At 71.2% G+C, this 17,492-nt stretch carries 16 protein-coding genes; 10 read left to right on the plus strand and 6 right to left on the minus strand.

Translation table 11 applies throughout. From position 1 onward, the window contains the following. Positions 1-369 precede the first annotated feature (369 nt). Entirely contained in the window at positions 370-1,491 is a 1,122-nt protein-coding gene (locus tag ABD987_RS30590) for a glycosyltransferase (protein ID WP_345401735.1), read from the plus strand. Here the strand turns inward: ABD987_RS30590 and ABD987_RS30595 are convergent. Further along, entirely contained in the window at positions 1,469-1,990 is a 522-nt protein-coding gene (locus ABD987_RS30595) for a hypothetical protein (RefSeq protein WP_345401738.1), read from the minus strand. The two genes, ABD987_RS30590 and ABD987_RS30595, sit on opposite strands and share 23 nt — an antisense overlap. 166 nt (positions 1,991-2,156) lie before the next feature. On the opposite strand from ABD987_RS30595, the gene ABD987_RS30600 reads away from it, so the two are divergent. Next, entirely contained in the window at positions 2,157-2,666 is a 510-nt protein-coding gene (locus tag ABD987_RS30600; RefSeq protein WP_345401741.1) for a GtrA family protein, read from the plus strand. Between the two features lie 88 nt (positions 2,667-2,754). Here the strand turns inward: ABD987_RS30600 and ABD987_RS30605 are convergent, their stop codons facing one another. Continuing rightward, positions 2,755-3,312: a GNAT family N-acetyltransferase gene (locus tag ABD987_RS30605; RefSeq protein WP_345401744.1), complete on the minus strand. Its 558-nt coding sequence runs from the start codon at positions 3,310-3,312 to the stop codon at positions 2,755-2,757. 60 nt (positions 3,313-3,372) lie between these two features. Here ABD987_RS30605 and ABD987_RS30610 point away from each other — a divergent pair, with 60 nt between their 5' ends. After that, a complete protein-coding gene (locus ABD987_RS30610; RefSeq protein ID WP_345401747.1) occupies positions 3,373-4,587 on the plus strand; it encodes a winged helix-turn-helix domain-containing protein in 1,215 nt (404 codons plus the stop codon). A 109-nt stretch (positions 4,588-4,696) separates the two neighbouring features. On the opposite strand, the gene ABD987_RS30615 is transcribed toward ABD987_RS30610, so the two are convergent. Together ABD987_RS30615 and ABD987_RS30620 are read right to left on the minus strand one after the other, a co-directional pair. Then, positions 4,697-5,635 carry a DUF4097 family beta strand repeat-containing protein gene (locus ABD987_RS30615; RefSeq protein WP_345401750.1) on the minus strand — a complete coding sequence of 313 codons (939 nt, stop codon included), beginning with the start codon at positions 5,633-5,635 and terminating at the stop codon, positions 4,697-4,699. Positions 5,636-5,648: 13 nt separating this feature from the next. After that, entirely contained in the window at positions 5,649-6,164 is a 516-nt protein-coding gene (locus ABD987_RS30620; RefSeq protein WP_345401753.1) for a toxin-antitoxin system HicB family antitoxin, read from the minus strand. Between the two features lie 133 nt (positions 6,165-6,297). Between ABD987_RS30620 and thyX the strand changes: the two genes are divergently transcribed. Together thyX and ABD987_RS30630 are read left to right on the plus strand one after the other, a co-directional pair. Further along, on the plus strand, positions 6,298-7,050 hold the full coding sequence (thyX, locus tag ABD987_RS30625; protein WP_345401756.1) for an FAD-dependent thymidylate synthase: 753 nt from the start codon (positions 6,298-6,300) through the stop codon (positions 7,048-7,050). After that, positions 7,050-7,448, plus strand: coding sequence for an ACT domain-containing protein (locus ABD987_RS30630; RefSeq protein ID WP_345401759.1), 399 nt, complete (start codon positions 7,050-7,052; stop codon positions 7,446-7,448). The genes thyX and ABD987_RS30630 overlap by 1 nt, the downstream gene beginning before the upstream one ends. A 94-nt stretch (positions 7,449-7,542) precedes the next feature. On the opposite strand, the gene ABD987_RS30635 is transcribed toward ABD987_RS30630, so the two are convergent. Both ABD987_RS30635 and ABD987_RS30640 read right to left on the minus strand, forming a co-directional pair. Continuing rightward, positions 7,543-8,652, minus strand: coding sequence for a glycoside hydrolase family 43 protein (locus ABD987_RS30635; protein ID WP_345401762.1), 1,110 nt, complete (start codon positions 8,650-8,652; stop codon positions 7,543-7,545). Positions 8,653-8,744: 92 nt separating this feature from the next. Continuing rightward, complete coding sequence (locus tag ABD987_RS30640) at positions 8,745-9,110, minus strand: hypothetical protein (protein WP_345401765.1); 366 nt, start codon at positions 9,108-9,110, stop codon at positions 8,745-8,747. A 296-nt stretch (positions 9,111-9,406) separates the two neighbouring features. Between ABD987_RS30640 and ABD987_RS30645 the strand changes: the two genes are divergently transcribed. The 5 genes from ABD987_RS30645 (at position 9,407) to ABD987_RS30665 (ending at position 17,272) form a co-directional block, all read left to right on the plus strand. Beyond that, the gene (locus tag ABD987_RS30645) at positions 9,407-11,395 is read left to right on the plus strand and encodes an nSTAND1 domain-containing NTPase (RefSeq protein ID WP_345401768.1); all 1,989 of its coding nucleotides are present in this window, start codon (positions 9,407-9,409) and stop codon (positions 11,393-11,395) included. Positions 11,396-11,647: 252 nt separating this feature from the next. Continuing rightward, positions 11,648-12,892 (plus strand): Nramp family divalent metal transporter, encoded by a 1,245-nt coding sequence (locus tag ABD987_RS30650; RefSeq protein WP_345401771.1) that lies wholly within the window; start codon positions 11,648-11,650, stop codon positions 12,890-12,892. Positions 12,893-12,960: 68 nt separating this feature from the next. After that, positions 12,961-14,472, plus strand: coding sequence for a serine/threonine-protein kinase (locus tag ABD987_RS30655; protein WP_345401774.1), 1,512 nt, complete (start codon positions 12,961-12,963; stop codon positions 14,470-14,472). A gap of 92 nt (positions 14,473-14,564) precedes the next feature. Next, positions 14,565-15,578 (plus strand): 4-hydroxy-tetrahydrodipicolinate synthase, encoded by a 1,014-nt coding sequence (gene dapA / locus ABD987_RS30660; protein ID WP_345401777.1) that lies wholly within the window; start codon positions 14,565-14,567, stop codon positions 15,576-15,578. Next, the gene (locus ABD987_RS30665) at positions 15,575-17,272 is read left to right on the plus strand and encodes a ribonuclease J (RefSeq protein WP_345401780.1); all 1,698 of its coding nucleotides are present in this window, start codon (positions 15,575-15,577) and stop codon (positions 17,270-17,272) included. Before dapA ends, ABD987_RS30665 begins: the two co-directional genes overlap by 4 nt. Positions 17,273-17,492: the final 220 nt, after the last annotated feature.

Below are 17,492 nucleotides of genomic sequence, written 5' to 3' on the forward strand. Positions count from 1 at the left end.
GGGATTCCAACTCCTTGGCCCACAGAACGACATGGCTACGATCCGACTTGGCCCCTCGGCGCGGCCAGGGCAGTCCGGGGCGCCCGGCGCGTCGGCGCCGCCAGGGGAGAACGGGCGCCCGGGCGCCACCGGACCGGCCGGGCCGTCGGGGGTTCCCGGCGTGGCCGGCCCGTCGGCGCCACCCGGCGGGACCGGCGCCACCGGACCGGCCGGACCCCCGGGGCCGCCGGGACCACCCGGACCGCCGGGCCCGGCCGGGCCGCGGGGACCCGCGGGTCTCACCGGGCCGACCGGGCCGACCGGGGCACGCGGCCCCACCGGCCCGCCCGGCGGTGTGTCCGGCGGCGTGTCCGAACCCGGGTAGGCCGGATGACGGCACGGCTGTCGCTCACGATGATCGTGCGGGACGAGGAAGCCCGCCTCGGCCGCGTCCTGCGGGACATGGCCGGGGTGTGCGACGAAATGGTCGTCGTGGACACCGGGTCGCGGGACGGGACGCGGCGGGTCGCGCGCGACGCCGGTGCCCGCGTCCTCGACTTCGCCTGGGTGGACGATTTCGCGGCCGCCCGGAACTTCGCCCTCGACGCCTGCACGGGGGAGTGGGTGCTGTGGCTCGACGCCGACGACGTCGTGCCTCCCGGCGTGCGGGCGGAACTGTGGGTCGTCAAACGGGAACTCCTGACCGGCGAGCTGGACGCCGTCACCACGCCGTACCACTACGCCTTCGACGAGGACACCGGCGCGTGCGCGTACACCTTCCCTCGTGAGCGGCTCGCCCGGCGGGTAACGGGGCTGCGCTGGCGGGGTGCCGTGCACGAGTTCCTCGCCGTCCCGGGCGACCGGGTGCTGCACCGCGAGGACCTGGCCGTCGAACACCGTCCGGATCCCGCGACGCGAGCCGGGAAGAGCCGCCGCAACCTCCGTATCGTCGAACGGATGGTGCGCGAAGGAGACCGTTCACCCCGCACGCGGTACTACCACGCGTGCGAACTCCGCGACGCCGGCCGGCACGCTGCCGCCCTCGACGCGTTCGCGGTCTATCTCCGGAATCCCGGCGAGGAATGGGAACAGTACGCGGCGCTGCTCCGCATGAGCGAATGCGCCGAAAAGCTCGGCCTGACCGGAGAGGCGGGCGAGCACCTTCATCGAGCGCTACGCCTGGATTCTTCCCGCGCGGAGGCGTTTCTCGGACTCGGCGGGCCGTATTTCGAGCGTGGGGAATGGGCGAAGGCATTGCCGTTCTACGCGGCCGCCGCGGCACAGAAAGCGCCAGTCTCCGGTTTTGTCTCCCCACCCGACTACTCCTGGCGGCCGTGGGATTTCCTGAGCGTGTGCCTGGCCCGGCTCGACAGGCACGAGGAGAGCGTCGCGGCCGCGGTCGTCTCCCTCGAAGCCGGGAACCCCGAGCGGGACCGGCTCTGGTCGAACATCCGGTGGTCGCTGGACAGGTTGCCGCCCGGACACGGGTTCAGAAGTGGAAGACACCCGTGAACAGCGTCGGGGAGGCGGCCAGCAGGCTGAACCGGACCCAGCGGCCCGCGAGGCCCGCGGTGAGGAAGGTCGCGAGCCGCATCCGGACCAGCCCGGCCAGCACGCTCGTCGCCATGAACGGCGGCAGCCCGACGACCGCGCTCACCCCGTAGGTGCCGGCCATCCAGTGCGGATGGCGGTGACAGCGCTCCCGCAGCGCGTCGAGCCAGCCGCGGATCCGCTTCGTGCGGGCCCGCCAGCGATCGCGCCGCGGTGAGGGCGGGCGTTCGCGGTGCAGGCGGTCGTGCAGGAACTTCGGCAGCTTGATCGAGCCGCGCGCGGCGAGGAAGTACAGGAGTTTCCCGGCGATCTGGCCGACCGCCACGGCCGCCCCCAGCGCCAGCCAGTGCAGATCCGGACGGCTCGCGACCAGCCCGAGCAGGAATACCTCGACGTTGATCAGCGGGATGATCGCCGACCCGAACGCGACGCCGAGCGTCACGAGCAGCCAGCCGATCATCGTGCCTCCGGGGATGGGGACGCCGCTTCGCAGTGGGCGTCATTTCAAAGTAGCAAGCAGGACGCCCCCGCACACGGGGGTTGGCACCCCTGTACGCCGGGGAGCCCGCACCAGAAGATCACCTCGTGGACGGCTCGCGGACACCTGGCGCTGGAAGGCTGACGGCGTGGCCGAAGACCACCATTCCGACCGTTTCGCCGCCTTCTGCGCGGCCGTCGTGCGCCGTCTCCCGTTCGGGCTTTCGCGGGTGGTGGCGCCGAGTTTCCTGGGGTTCGCGCTGATCAACGGGTTCACCTTCGGGGTGGACCTGCTCCTGCTCACCACGTTCCACGGCTGGCTGGGCTGGCCGCTGTGGCTGGCGATCTCGCTGGCCTACTCGTGCGCGTTCGGGCTCAGCTTCGTGCTCAACCGCGCGTTCAACTTCCGCTCGCACGCGCCGGTCGGCCGCCAGGTGGTGCTGTACGTGCTCGCCATCGGCGTCAACTACGCCGCGTTCCTGCTCGGCGTCGGCGCCGGGCTGGCCGCGCTCGGTGTCCAGTACCACCTCTCCCGGATCATCGCGGGCGCGTGCGAAGGCGTGTTCATGTACTCGGTGATGCGCTGGGTCGTGTTCGCGAAGCGCGTCGAACCGGAGCCGGCGACACCCTCGCCCGCCGCCGCGGACTCGCGTCCCTGACGGACGCGCTGAAGGACGCCTTGAGTGCGTTGGGCGCGCTGAAGGACGCCTTCAGTGCATTGAGCGCACTGAAAGCGTCCTTCAGCACTCAGCGCAGCGCGAGGTCCAGCGTCCCGGTCAGCCTGATCTCGCGCACCATCGTCTCGCCGGTGTCGAGCGTGCGGACCGTCCCGTCCGGTGCCCAGCCCGCGCGGCGGTAGAACCCGAGCGAGGCGTGGTCGGCCTGCGGCACCCAGGCGACACCGCGTTCGGCGCCATCCGCCCGCAGGCCGGCGGCGGCGGTGGCCAGCAGGCGGCCCGCGTGCCCCCGCCGTCCCCAACGGGGCTCGACCAGCAGCGCCGCCACGAGGCCGGTGGCGGCGGCGTCGGCGGGGAGGGTGCCGTCGGCCGCGGCGACCTCGCTGTCCGGGGCCCGGCCCGCGACACAGAACCCGACCGTGAAGTTCCCTTCCGTGGCCAGATGGACCCGGGTGCCGGGATAGCCGATCGTCTCCCGCCACGTCCCTTCGAGGTCCGCGCCGACCAGCGTGGCGACGGCGTGCTCGCCGAGGATCGCGGTGTAGGCGGCACGCCACGTCTCGCGCTGGATGCGGGCGATCTCCGCGACGTCCTGGACGGTCGCGGGACGGACGGCGGCGTCGCTCATGCCCGCAAGATAGCGCGTGCGGTGAAAACTGTCGGGGGTGGCTGGCACCATGGCCTCACCATGCAGACGATCAGTATTCCGGTGGCCCGGCGCACCGCGCTGGCCGCACAGGGCTTCGCCGATCCCCGTCCGGACACCACCCCGACCAGGCGGCATCTCAACCGTGTCCTGTCCCGGGTCCAGCTGCTCCAGCTGGATTCGGTGAACGTCGCGGTCCGGGCGCACTACATGCCGCTGTTCTCCCGGCTCGGCGCTTACGAGCCGGAGCTGGTGGACGAGGCGGCGTGGGCGCATTCCCCGCGCAGACCCCGGCTGCTGGTCGAAACCTGGGCGCACGAGGCGAGTCTGCTCCCGGTGGCGGACTGGCCGCTGCTGCGCTCCGGCGCGAAACGGGACGGCTGGTGGAAGCACTACGGCCCGATCATCGAGCGGTCGCCCGGCCTGGTGGACGACATCCTCGCGGTGGTCAAGGAACTCGGCCCGATCGGCGCCGGGGGCATCGAGCGCGAGCTGGCGACCGGCACCGCGGCGCGGCCGCCGGGGTCGTGGTGGGAGCGGTCCGAGGTGAAGAAGGTGTGCGAGTACCTGTTCGGCGTCGCGCAGCTAACTACCGGTACCCGCCGGTCCTTCGAGCGGCTGTACGACCTGACCGAGCGGGTGGTGCCACCGGAGATCCTGGCCAGCCGGGTGAGCGCGGAGGAAGGAGCCCGGCAGCTGATCGACCGCTCCGCCCGCGCGCTGGGGGTGGCGACCGAGACGGATCTGCGCGACTACTACCGCCTCGGCCCGGCGGTGGCCCGGCAGGCGGTGGCCGAGCTGGTCGAGGCGGGGCGGCTGGAGCCGGTCGGGGTGCGCGGCTGGAAGGCCACCGCCTACCGGCACGCCGAGGCGCGCACGCCGCGCGCGGTCACCGGGCGGGCGCTGCTGTGCCCGTTCGATCCGCTGATCTGGGAACGTGCCCGCACCGAACGGCTTTTCGGCTTCCACTACCGCATCGAGATCTACGTGCCCGAGGCGAAACGGGTGCACGGCTACTACGTGTTCCCGTTCCTGCTCGACGGCGAGCTGGTCGGCCGGGTGGACCTCAAGGCCGACCGCGCCGCCGGTGTGCTGCGGGTGCAGGGCGCGTTCACGGAGTCCACTGTGGACAGCGGCCGCGTGGCAGGGGAACTGGCGGCGGAACTCGCGCACATGGCCGAATGGCTCGGGCTCGACGGTGTCGTGGTGGGGAAGCGGGGTGATCTCGCGCCCGCGCTCAGGCGTCTCGTCCGCTGAGGCCGGTGTGCCGGTGGGGGAGCGGAAGCACGGTAAGCGAAGGCCGCCCCGAGAGTCCCCAACTCCCGAAGCGGCCTTCGTCCCCCCTCTTCTTCCCCTTTGTTCCCCCTTACTGGGCCGCGCGGGTCACCACCGCGTTGCCGGAGCCCGTGCGGGCACGCACCCGCAGCCTCACGTCGCCTTCGGGCGGGGTGTCGGCGACGTCGAGTTCGCTCGACACCTTCCCGGCGCTGGAGGTGAGGTCGACCTCGGCGAGGGTGCCGCCGCGGATGCCGACCCGTACCTCGCCGGAACCGGTGATGAGTTCGAGCGAACCGGACGCCGCGTCGGCGACCGACAGGTCGCCGCTGCCGGTGCGGGCCATGACCTCGCCCGCGACCGCGCCGAGCCAGACGTCGCCGGTGCCGGTGGTCAGCGTCGCCGACCCGGCGATCGAGGACGCCTCGACGCTGCCGCTGCCACTGCGCAGCTGGAGCCCGGCCAGCGTCGGGCCGAGCTTGATGGCGCCGGTCCCGGTGCGCACGGTCACCGAGCCGTCCGCGCGGTCCAGCGACACCTTGCCGGAGCCGGTCAGCACGTCGGTCCGGCCCGCCGAACCGGTCACCGTGACGTCGGCCGCGCCCGCGCGCACCTCGACGTGCGAGCCCGCCGGCGCGTGCACCTTCACCGCGAGCGGGACGTTGCGCAGCTGCCACGCCTTGGGCGCCTGCACGATCAGGCGAGTGCCGAGCAGCTCGATCCTGGCCTGGCGCACCGCCTCCGCGGGCGAGGAGCCCGCGTCGACGCCGAGCTGGTCGCCGAACCGCTCGCCGACCCAGGACAGCAGGCTCGACACGCCGTCGACCCAGAACGGCTGGTCGCCCGCGTCGTGCCGCAGCTCGACGCTCGCCCCGGAGTCCCCGTCGAGCACGAGCTCCACGCGGCCGATGGTCACGCCGAGATCCAGCTCCAGCGGGCCTTCGGTGTCGAACTCCTGGCGGCGGACCAGCTCGTCCGCGCTCGCCCCGGTGCCCGTTTCGACAGGCTCGTTGATGTTCTCTTCGCTCATTTACCCGTTCCCCTCAGCCCTGTACCCAGCCGTGCAACCGGTTGTCGGAGCGCTGCCCCGTGTGCTGCGATTTCCCCTGCCCGTGCCGGTGTCCCTGGCCCAGCGCGCCCTGGACGGCCTGGGACACGAACGTGTTGAGCGAGACGCCCTGCGCCGCGGCCGCCTGTTCGGCCTGGCCCTTGATCTGCTCGACCAGCCGCAGCGTGATGCGGGCGATGTCGCCGCCGTCGATCGGCGGTGGCGGGGGCGGCGTGCTCGCCCGGGGTTCGTCCGCGGGCTCCGGTTCCCCGGCGCCGGTCACGACGACCCGGACGTCCCGCCCGTCAAGGCGGACGTCCACGACCTGCCCCGGCAGGGCGGCGGTCACCTCGGCGGCGAGATCGGCCAGCGCGCTCATCAGCGTCAGCCGGACGGACGGTTCGAGTGCCGAGGACAGCAGTGCGGCCGTGCGCCGGGTCTGCTCGTCCCCGGCGGAGGCCGTGTTCGCGAGGTCCTCGCGAAGGGTGGCGATGTACGGCGTCAGGTCCATGACACCAATATGACGTCATTCGTGATGTCAGTCAAGGAGATGGTGATGTCATGCGGCGTCATCGGTGATGTCGTCGGTGGTGGCGGTTACGCTGCCCGGAGTCGTGGGCGGGGCCGGGAGAAGGAGTGCGGACGTGGCCGAGACCGTGTCACCCAAGGTGCAGCTGATCGCGAAGACGGAGTTCTTCCCGCCGGAGGACGTACCGTGGTCCACCGACGCCGACGGGGGTGAGGCGCTCGCCGAGTTCGCGGGCCGGGCCTGCTACCAGTCCTGGAAGAAGCCGAACCCGAAGACCGCGACCAACGCGGGCTACCTGGAGCACATCATCGACGTCGGGCACCTTTCGGTGCTGGAACACGGTTCGGTGAGCTTCTACATCAGCGGGATCTCGCGCTCGCTCACCCACGAGCTGATCCGCCACCGGCACTTCTCCTACTCGCAGCTCTCGCAGCGCTACGTGCCCGAGCGGGAGGCCGCCGTCGTCGAGCCGGAGGTCATCGCGAACGACCCGGTGCTGCACGAGAAGTTCCTCGCCGCGACCCGGGCGAGCGTGGACGCCTACACCGAGCTGCTGGCCGGGCTGGAGGAGAAGTTCGCCGACGCGCCGAGCGCGACGCTGCGCCGTAAGCAGGCGCGCCAGGCGGCCCGCTCGGTGCTGCCCAACGCCACCGAGACCCGCATCGTGGTGACCGGGAACTACCGCGCCTGGCGGCACTTCGTCGCGATGCGCGCCACCGAGCACGCCGACGTCGAGATCCGCGAGCTGGCCGTGGAATGCCTGCGGCAGCTGCAGAAGGCGGCCGGGAACGTATTCGCCGACTTCACCATCTCCACGCTGCCCGACGGCACCGAGGTCGCGTCGAGCCCGAAGGTCCTGGAGGGCTGATGAAACGACTCGCCATCGACGTGCGGCCCGGCGAGTACGCGGTCGTGCGCCTGCCCGCCGACGCCCCGGTCCCGGCGGCGCTGCTGGACCCGGGGGAGCCGGTACTGGTTTCGGTGACCCGGACGCCGGACGAGCTTTCGGTGATCTGCCCGGCCGGACAGGCACCCGAGGGCGGCACCGTCGAGGACGGCTGGCGGCTGCTGACCGTCCGCGGTCCGCTGGAGTTCACCCTCACCGGCGTCATCGCCGCGCTGGCGAGCGCACTCGCCGCCGCCGGGGTCGCGCTGTTCTCACTGTCCACATTCGACACCGACCACCTCCTGGTGCGGGCCGCCGAGCTCGACCGCGCCGTCACCGCGCTGCGCGAGGCTGGCCACGAGGTCGGCTCCGCCACTTGACCTTCGGCCGCCCGGCAGTTTTGGTGCCGCGCGGACGGGTGCCGTGGCTCGATGACGCCCCCAGAGCGTCACCGAGCCACGGCGTCTTCCCGGCCTACGCGATGCCGGGGACGTCCTCGGCGGACCAGGTCATTCGTTCGAGATAGAGGCCGCGTGTCTTCACGTCGCCATCGGAGGCGCATTCGAGGATGCCGTGGTAGGCGATGTAGTCGCCGTCCGGCAGCACCGTGGCGCCGCCGGGACCGGACAGCAGATCGGCGCTGCCCGGCACACAGCCGTCGCGCAGCCGTTTCCCAGGCCCGTGCGCGGCGGAGACGTCCGAATCCAGCAGCTTGGTGGAGGACTTCTGGTAGCCCGTCGTCAGCTCCGTGCTCATCGCGAATCCCGTGAAATAGGTGGGATTGTTGAACCAGCCGCCCGAGTAGAACAGCACGTAGTGCCCGCCGTGGTGAACCAGCGACGGTGCCTCCAGCTGGCCCTGTTCCGGCAGCTCGAACGGGGTGTCGGCTTCGAGGAGCAATGTCGGTTCGCCGTCGAGGGCCAGACCGGCGGGGCCGTTGTCGGTGAATTTCTGCAGGAAGATCCTGCTCGGCACCTGGGCGGCGGGATCCGCACTGAAAGTCGGTTCGGTCTTGTAGAGAAGATAGCGGGAACCGTCGGTGTCGACGAACACGCTCGGGTCGATTACCCCGCGGTTGTCCGCCGGGCAGATCAGCGGCCGGTCACCTTGCGCGGTGAACGAGAACCCCGGTCCGACGTGGTCGGCCGTCGCCCAGCCGATGCAGTGTTCCCCGGTCCCCGACGACACCGCGGCGTAGAGCATGAGGTAGCCGCCGCCGGGACGTGGGGTGACGTCCGGTGCCCAGAGCACGGGGTCGGCCTGCGTCCAGGGCCCGGCGTCCGGCAGCGCGTCGAGCCGCCTGCCCGTGACGTCGACCTGGAGTTCCCAATCCCCGGTCGCGTCCGGCGTCTTGGACCGGGCCATCGGGACGTGGGAATCCTGGTGGTACTGCGTGGAAAACGCGTAGTAGTGGCCGTCCTCACCCTTGATGATCCCAGGATCGGCGAAGTCCTGGTTCAGTTTCAGCTTCCCGGTGTCCGGCCTGGCCGGTACCGCGGTCGCCACGGTGTGTCCCGCCGCCATCGTCGCACCGGCGACCGACAGCGACACGGCGAGCGCGGACAACATCGTGCGTGTGCGCATTTCTGGGCTCCCCTCGCATGAATGGACGCGGGTGGTTCCCCGTTTCACGGGGACGGGGAACCACCCGCCGACCGGCCCCCGCCGGAACGGGATCAGGCGTGCAGGTCGAACCAGTCGACGACCGTGTTGCCGGGGACGGGCCGGAAGTCGTCGCAGGAGCCGGCAGTCACGTGCCCGGCCTTGTGTGGTTCACCGGGGTTGGGCGACCATGCGTAGTCGGCCCAGCCGCGGTTGGAACAGACCAGGCTCACCTGGTCGATGTAGATGTCGTGCGGACCGTTTTCCCCGAAGCAGTGCTGGCCGTCGTTGTTGTATACAGCGAACGCGCAGTCGTCCTTCGCCACCGAGGTGACCCGGACTCCGCCGGGCGCGGTGCCCGCCGAGGCCGGTGTCGAGGCGGCGAGTGCCATGGTGAGTGTTCCCAGCGCGCCGACCGCTGACGCTTTGACGAATTTCATCGCGATTCCTCCCCTGTGTATAGCTGTGCGCGTGGTGGCCGCCGTCGCCGCGCGTCCCTCCCCGGTCGCCCGGGACGGCCGCCGCGGACCTGTCTACGGCCTCGGGGTTGTTCGGTGTCGGTACACGACCACCGAACAAACGTTTCCGAACAACCAGCGGCCCGCGCCAACCGGATTTCGGGGACTTCCGTCGCTGTGCCAGGTGGCATGTACCTCCCGGCGCGGTCGGTGACTCCTGTTCGGCGCAGTGCGGTGGACGAGGCCAGGCGATCTTCGGCAGCGGGGAGATGAACGCGGTGCCACGACCGGAGCGGGTACTGGAGGAGGGGGACCACCCGGTGGTGCGGTTCGCGGCGGACCTGCGGCGGTTGCGCGAGAAGGCGGGCAACCCGCCCTACCGGTTGCTGGCCACGCGGGCGTTCTACTCGGCGGGCACCCTGTCCGAGGCGGCAGGCGGACGCAAACTGCCAAGCCTGGCGGTGGCGCTCGCCTACGCCGAGGCGTGCGGAGGCGACCGCGCGGAGTGGGAACAGCGCTGGCACGAAGCCGCTTCCGCGTTGGCCGCGCGAGTGCGACCAGAACGGGCCGAGCCGCGAGAAGACGCGAAAACCTGTACGCCCTATGTCGGGCTTGCCGCGTTCCAACCCGAGGACGCCGAACGATTCCATGGCCGCGAGGCGCTGGTCCGTGACCTGGTGGGTGGCGTCGCGAAGCATCGCCTGCTCGTGGTTTCCGGGGCGTCAGGGGCCGGGAAGTCGTCGTTGCTCAGGGCGGGTCTCGTAGCCGGGGCTCGCGCGTCCGGCGAGCCGGTCCTGCTGATGACACCTGGTCGCCATCCCCTCCAGGAATGCGCGATCGCGCTGGCTGTGGCGTCCGGCGAGTCCGCGGTGGCCTTGTGCGCGGAACTACGGGACGACGAAGGCGCCTTGCGACTGCGTGCCCGCCAGCTAGTGGCTGGGCGGGGCGGCGATCTGCTGGTCGTCGTCGACCAGTTCGAAGAGGTCTTCACCCGATGCCAGGATCCCGGCGAGCGCGCGCGGTTCGTCGAAGCGCTGATATCGGCCACCCGGTCCGAGGAGAGCCGGGTTCGTGTAGTGCTGGGCATTCGCATCGATTTCCGTGATCGGTGCTCCACGTATCCCGAACTGGAACGGGCGTGGCGGGACGCGCGGTTGTCCGTCGGGCCCATGACCGCCGACGAGCTTCGCCGCGCGATCACGCGACCCGTTGTCGACGTGGGCTGTCAGGTCGAGAGCGCGCTGCTGGCCGCGCTGGTCGCCGAGCACGCGGGTGGGGCCGGTGCCCTGCCGCTGCTGTCGCATGCGCTGGTCGAGACCTGGCGCCGTCGTCGCGGCAACACCCTGACCCTGGCCGGTTATCAGGCCGCCGGGGGAATCCAGGATGCCCTCGCGCACACCGCCGAAGCCACCTACGAGGCCTTCACCGAACGCCAACAGCGGATAGCGAAGCATCTCTTCCTCCGGCTCACGACGCTCGGCGCCGACACCGAGGACGCCCGGCGAGGCGCCTCCCGTGACGAGATCCCCCGCGACCACCCCGACGTCGACGTCGTGCTCGACACGCTCATCGGGGCCCGGCTGATACAGGTGGACGACGACAGCGTCCAGATGACCCATGACGTACTCATCCGCTGCTGGCCCCGGCTGCGCGGATGGCTGAGCGAGGATCGCGACGGGCTGCGTCTCCACCGCCAGCTGACCGAAGCCGTGGAGGCGTGGGAATTCCTGGACCGCGACCCGAGTGCCCTCTACCACGGCTCGCGGCTGGAGTCGGCGCGGATCTGGGCTGCGGCCCACGACCTGGCGCTCAACGACCGGGAACGGGAATTCCTCGATGCCGGTGCCGCGGCGGAGACGGTGAAACGGAGCGGTGCCGCACGCCGGCGACGCCGGGTTCGCCTGCTCGCGGGCTTGTCGGCCGTCCTGCTGGTGGCCACCGGCGCGGCGGTGGTCCAGATCCTGCGCAGCCCGGCTGCCGAGGAGGGGCCCCAGCCCGTGATGCGCCGTTCGTCCGGGTCGTCGTCCTGCGGAGACCGGGCCGACGCGGTCCTGGTACAGACCGATCGGGGGCGGCACTGCTACCCCGACGGGGGCCGCGCCGAGGTCGATCTGGTCCAGTACGTCTGCGCTGGCACCGTCGCGGCGACCGTCGTCTGGTCGTCCGCGACCACGGAGGAGCGGACGAGCGTCGTGGAACCCGGCACCTGCGCGGGATTCGAAGATGTTCCCGGTGACACCTGGGTGCACCGGATCGAGCGGCACTGACCTGGCCGCCCGCGCTTCGTGGTGGGCGGCGAAACCAGCCTTTCGTAACCCCCGGCCCCTACCTCTGGATGACGCGAGGAACCGTTCTCGCGCCCTGGCTTCGGCGCATGCCGGTCTTGTGCCGGAAGCTTAAGGACATGGTCGTGCGCCGGACGAGGCCGGGTCCGGTGGGCACCGTCACCCTTGCGAGGGAAAGTTTGGCGCGCCTAAACTTTGATTTAGGGCTCCCGACAACCTGACGTGAGGTGACGTATGGCAGTGGCGGAGGCGGATACCGTCCGGCCGAGACTGGGCCGGTTGCGGGCGGGGTCGGCGCTGCTCGGGCCCGCTTTCGTGGCGGCCATCGCCTACGTCGATCCCGGCAACGTCGCGTCCAACATCAGCGCGGGCGCGAAGTTCGGGTACTTGCTCGTATGGGTGATCGTGGCGGCCAACCTGATGGCCGTGCTGGTGCAGTACCTGTCCGCCAAGCTGGGGCTCGTCACCGGCCTGTCCCTGCCGGAGGCACTGCGCGAGCGGCTGCCGAGGTCCGCGCGGCTGGCGTACTGGGCACAGGCCGAGGTGGTCGCGATCGCCACCGACCTGGCCGAGGTCGTCGGCGGCGCCATCGCGCTCAACCTGCTGTTCGACCTGCCGTTGCTGGCGGGCGGTCTCATCACCGGCCTGGTCTCGATGACGCTGCTGCTGGTGCAGGACCGCGGTGGTCAGCGGACGTTCGAGCGGGTCATCACCGGCCTGCTGCTGATCATCGCGATCGGCTTCCTGGCCAGCCTGTTCGTCGAGCCGCCGTCGGCCTCGGGGACGCTCGGCGGTCTCCTTCCGCGTTTCAGCGGCACCGAAAGCGTCCTCATCGCCGCCGCGATGCTCGGCGCGACGGTCATGCCGCACGCGGTCTACCTCCACTCCGGCCTCGCCCGTGACCGGCACGGCAAGGCCGAGGGCGCGCGCAAACGCGGTCTGCTGCGCGCCACCCGCGTCGACGTCGGGCTCGCGATGCTGCTGGCGGGCGCGGTCAACCTCGGGATGCTCCTGCTCGCGGCCACCAATCTCCAGGGCAGGGACGGCGTCGACAGCATCGAGGGCGCGCACCACGCCGTCGCGCAGGCGCTCGGCCCCGGCATCGCGCTGATGATGGCGGTCGGGCTGCTCGCCTCCGGGCTGGCGTCGACGTCGGTGGGCGCCTACGCGGGCGCGATGATCATGCAGGGCCTGCTGCGCAAGCGGATCCCGATCGTGCTGCGCCGCCTGGTCACGCTGATCCCGGCCGTGGTCGTGCTGGCCCTCGGCGCCGACCCGACCGCCGCGCTGGTCGTCTCGCAGGTGGTGCTGTCGTTCGGGATCCCGTTCGCGCTGGTGCCGCTGATCCGGCTGACCGGTGACCGCGCGCTGATGGGCGAGGACGCGAACCACCGGGTCACCACGGTCCTGGGCTGGGTGATCGCGGCGGTGATCATCGTGCTCAACGTCGCGCTGATCTATCTCACCTTCGCCGGCTGACGGGAACCCCCGCACCGGGCAAAGCGGTCCGACTAGCATCTGCGCGACCGTAGAAGGAGTACAGCCCGGTGAGCGAACAACCCACGCGTCCCCACGAGCCCGCCCCGACCGCCCCCGGCGCGAGAGTCGTGGCCGGCCGCTACGTCCTGCTCGCCGAACTCGGCCGCGGCGGTATGGGCGTCGTCTGGCGCGCCCAGGACCAGGTGATCGGACGGCACGTCGCGATCAAGGAACTGCGCCTGCCGGACGCCGAAGGACACGCCGTCTTCTCCGAGCGCGTGCTGCGCGAAGTCCGCGCGGGCGGGCGGCTCAACGACCCGGCCGTGGTCACCGTGTTCGACGTGATCACCGACGGCGGCGTCACCTACATCGTGATGGAACTGGTCGAGGCGCCGACGCTGGCGGACCTGGTGCGCCGGCACGGCCCGCTCCCGGATGCCCGGATCGCCCAGATCGGCGAACGCGTGCTCTCCGCGTTGCAGGCCGCGCACGCCGCCGGGATCGTGCACCGCGACGTCAAACCGGCGAACATCATGGTCGCGCCGGACGGGCGGGTGAAGCTCACCGACTTCGGCATCGCGCACGCGGTGGACGATCCGCGCATCACCACCAGCGGCATGATCGTCGGCTCGCCCGCGTTCATGGCGCCGGAACGCGTCGAAGGCAGGGAAGCGCTCCCGGAGTCCGACCTGTGGTCGCTCGGCGCGACGTTGTTCTTCGCGGTCGAGGGGCTCGTCCCGTTCGAGCGGCCGACCACCGCGGCGACCCTGCACGCGATCATGACCGAGGTGCCCTACCTGACCAGGGGACACGGCCCGCTCGCCGCCGCGATCCACGGTCTGCTGGTGGCCAAGCCGGAGGCGCGGCTCACCGCGGTCCAGGCGCGGCAGCTGTTCGCGACCGCGGCCGCGCAGGGCGGCGCGTACACCCCGCCGCACGGCGGGACCGCGCTGCTGCCGCCCGGCGGGCCGACCAGGGTCGCACCCGGACAGTCCACAACGGACACGAAGCCGGACCGTCGCGCGTGGTGGCTTTCGGCCGCCGCGGTGCTGCTCGTCGCCGGGCTGGTCGGTGGGTTCTTCTTCGGCAGGGCGGTCACCGCGCCCGAGGTCGACAAGGCCATGCAGCCGACCGCGACCTACGGTATCGACGGCATGGTCAAGCAGGCGATCGGCTCGACGTCGCGGGACTGCTACAACGTCACCGTGCAGCCGGGCGCGGTGATCGGCAACGACAACGAGGTGAGCTGCGACCGCAGTCACACCCTGGAGGTCTACGAGCTCGGCGAGGTCATCGAGGTCGGCAGCAACTACACCGACAAGGACGCCGTCGTCGCGCGGTATCCGGGCGCCGACGCGGTCAACCGGGTCGCCGAGGCCCGGTGCGGGCTGGTGTTCAACTCCACTGTGGTCCCCGAGACTCAGCGGAGCGGCCTGACCTACCGCGCGCTCGTGCCCAGCGAGGCGGAGTGGAACCGGGTGCCCGACGAGAACAAGCGGTACTCGCGCGGGTTCTACTGCCTGCTCGCCAGGACCGACGGCGGGCAGATGTCCGCGCAGATCCACACCAAGGTGAAGTAGAAGTTTCGCGGCCGGACCGCCTGGCGCGCAAAATCTTCACTCCTGCCAGGTCGGGCCCGGGTTGGCAGGTCCGAGGGGGTACCGTCATGGTCATGTCCAACCCACCGACCGCAGCGCCCGGACGTCCGTTCGGGCGTGTGCTCACCGCGATGGCCACGCCGTTCGACGCCGACGGGGCGCTGGATCTGAAGCGGGCGCAGGAACTCGCCGAGCACCTCGTGGAGCTGGGCAACGACGGTCTCGTCGTCAACGGCACCACCGGGGAGAGCCCCACCACCACGGACCAGGAGAAGGCCGACCTGATCCGCGCCGTGGTCGAGGCCGTCGGCGACCGCGCGACGGTGGTCGCGGGCGCGGGCACGAACAACACCGCGCACAGTGTCGAGCAGGCGCGCGCGGCGGAAAAGGCGGGCGCGCACGGGCTGCTCGTCGTCACCCCCTACTACTCGCGGCCGAGCCAGGCCGGGCTCTACGCGCACTTCACCACGGTGGCCGACACCACCGAGCTGCCGGTGCTGCTCTACGACATCCCGCCGCGCTCGATCGTGCCGATCGAGGTCGACACGTTGCAGCGGCTCGCGGAGCACCCGCGGATCGTCGCGGTGAAGGACGCCAAGGGCGACCTGATCGCGGGCAGCGAGGTCATCGCGAACACCCACCTCGCCTACTACTCCGGGGACGACGGCCTGAACCTGCCGTGGATCTCGGTCGGCGGGGTCGGCGTGGTCAGCGTGATCGGGCACGTCGTCGCGGGCCGGATCCGCGCGATGATCGACGCCTACGAGAACGGCGACACCTCCACCGCGCGCACCAACCACCGCGGCATGCTGCCGGTGCTGCGGGCGATGTCGCGCGTCGGTGGCGTCATGTTCGTCAAGGCCGCGCTGCGCCTGCGCGGGTTCGACATCGGCGACCCCCGGCTGCCGGTCGTGCCCGTGTCCGAGGAGCAGAGCGGCCTCATCGCCGCCGATCTCGCCCAGGCGGGCGTGCCGCTGGGTGAGGGCACCGCCCAGGACTGGCATGGTGCACAGGTGGCACACACGGACTCGCGGGCCGCCTACACGGCGCCCACTTCACACACCAGCGTTGGGACCATGCCTCGGTGACTTCTCTTTCGACCGGCCCCGGCCCGACCACCGCCCCGCCCGCTCTCCCCGAAGGCGCCCTGCGCGTGGTCGCGCTGGGCGGGATCGGCGAGGTCGGCCGCAACATGACCGTGTTCGAGTACGGCGGGCGGCTGCTCATCGTCGACTGCGGGGTGCTCTTCCCCGAGGACGACCAGCCCGGCGTCGACCTCATCCTGCCCGACTTCCGGGCGATCGAGGACCGGCTCGACGACATCGACGGCCTGGTGCTCACGCACGGGCACGAGGACCACATCGGCGCGGTGCCGTTCCTGCTGCGGCTGCGGCCCGATCTGCCGATCTACGGCTCGAAGTTCACCAACGCGCTGCTCGCGGCCAAGGCCAAGGAGCACCGTCAGCGGCCGAACCTGATCCAGGTCCGCGAGGGCGAGCGGCGCGACGTCGGCGTCTTCAACCTGGAGTTCTTCGCGGTCAACCACTCCATCCCGGACGCGCTCGCGGTCGCCATCCGCACCCCGGCCGGGGTGGTGCTGCACACCGGGGACATCAAGCTGGACCAGCTCCCGCTGGACGGACGGCTGACCGACCTGGCCGGGTTCTCCCGGCTCGGCGACGAGGGCGTCGACCTGTTCTGCGTCGACTCCACCAACGCCGAGGTGCCCGGGTTCGTCACGCCCGAGCGGGACATCGGCCCGGTGATCGACGACGTCATCCGGCGGGCCCGGCAACGGGTGATCGTGGCCTGCTTCGCCAGTCACGTGCACCGTGTGCAGCAGGTGATCGAGGTCGCGCAGCGGCACGGCCGCAAGATCGCCTTCGTCGGCCGGTCGATGGTCCGCAACATGGGGATCGCGGCCGAGCTCGGCCTGCTCGACGTGCCCGAGGGCCTGCTCGTCGATCTCGACCAGGCCAGCACCCTGCCGGAGAGCAAGGTGCTGTTCGTGTCGACCGGTTCGCAGGGCGAGCCGCTCTCGGCGCTGTCGCGGATGGCTCGCGGCGAGCACCGCCAGATCTCGATCCGCGCCGGGGACACCGTCGTGCTTGCGAGCTCGATGATCCCGGGCAACGAGACCGCCGTCTTCGGTGTCGTCAACGGCCTGACTCGGCTCGGCGCGAACGTGGTGCACCAGGGCAACGCGAAGGTGCACGTCTCGGGGCACGCGTCGGCGGGAGAGTTGCTGTACCTCTACAACGCGGTGCGCCCGAGCAACGTGATGCCGGTGCACGGCGAGTGGAAACACCTGCGCGCCAACGGGGAACTGGCCGTGCGCACCGGTGTGGCGCCCGACAACGTCGTCATCGCCGAGGACGGTGTGGTCGTCGACCTGGTGGACGGCAAGGCGTCGCGCACCGGCCGTGTCGAGGTCGGGCACGTCTACGTTGACGGCCTTTCCGTCGGTGACGTCGGCGAGTCGACGCTTTCGGACCGGCTCGTGCTCGGCGAGGGCGGCTTCATCGCGATCACCGTCGCGGTGGACTCCAGCACCGGGCGGGCGATGAGCAGCCCGAAGGTGTCCGGACGCGGATTCTCCGACGACCCCAAGGCACTCGACGCGGTGGTCCCGCTGGTGGAGATGGAGCTGGCCCGCACCGAGGCCGAGGGGATCACCGACACGCACCGGATCGCGCAGGCGGTGCGCCGGGTCGTCGGCCGCTGGGTGGCCGACACCTACCGGCGCCGCCCGATGATCGTGCCGACGGTCATCCCGGTCTGAACCCACCCGAACTGTCCTCTGTGGACTCTGGTGCCGTGAAGGCCTCCTTCACAGCGTTCAACGCTGTGAAGGAGGCCTTCACGGCTTTTCGGCACGCGTGGTTCAGCGCCGGGCGGTGGCCGCGGACAGGGCCAGCGCCACGGTGATCAGCTGGCGGGCGAGTGCGCGCCGGGCTCGGCGCTGTTCGGCTCGGCTCGGTCGGTTCACGGTGTACCCCCCT

This window comes from Amycolatopsis samaneae, assembly GCF_039541975.1.
In the GTDB taxonomy this organism is placed as follows: domain Bacteria; phylum Actinomycetota; class Actinomycetes; order Mycobacteriales; family Pseudonocardiaceae; genus Amycolatopsis; species Amycolatopsis samaneae.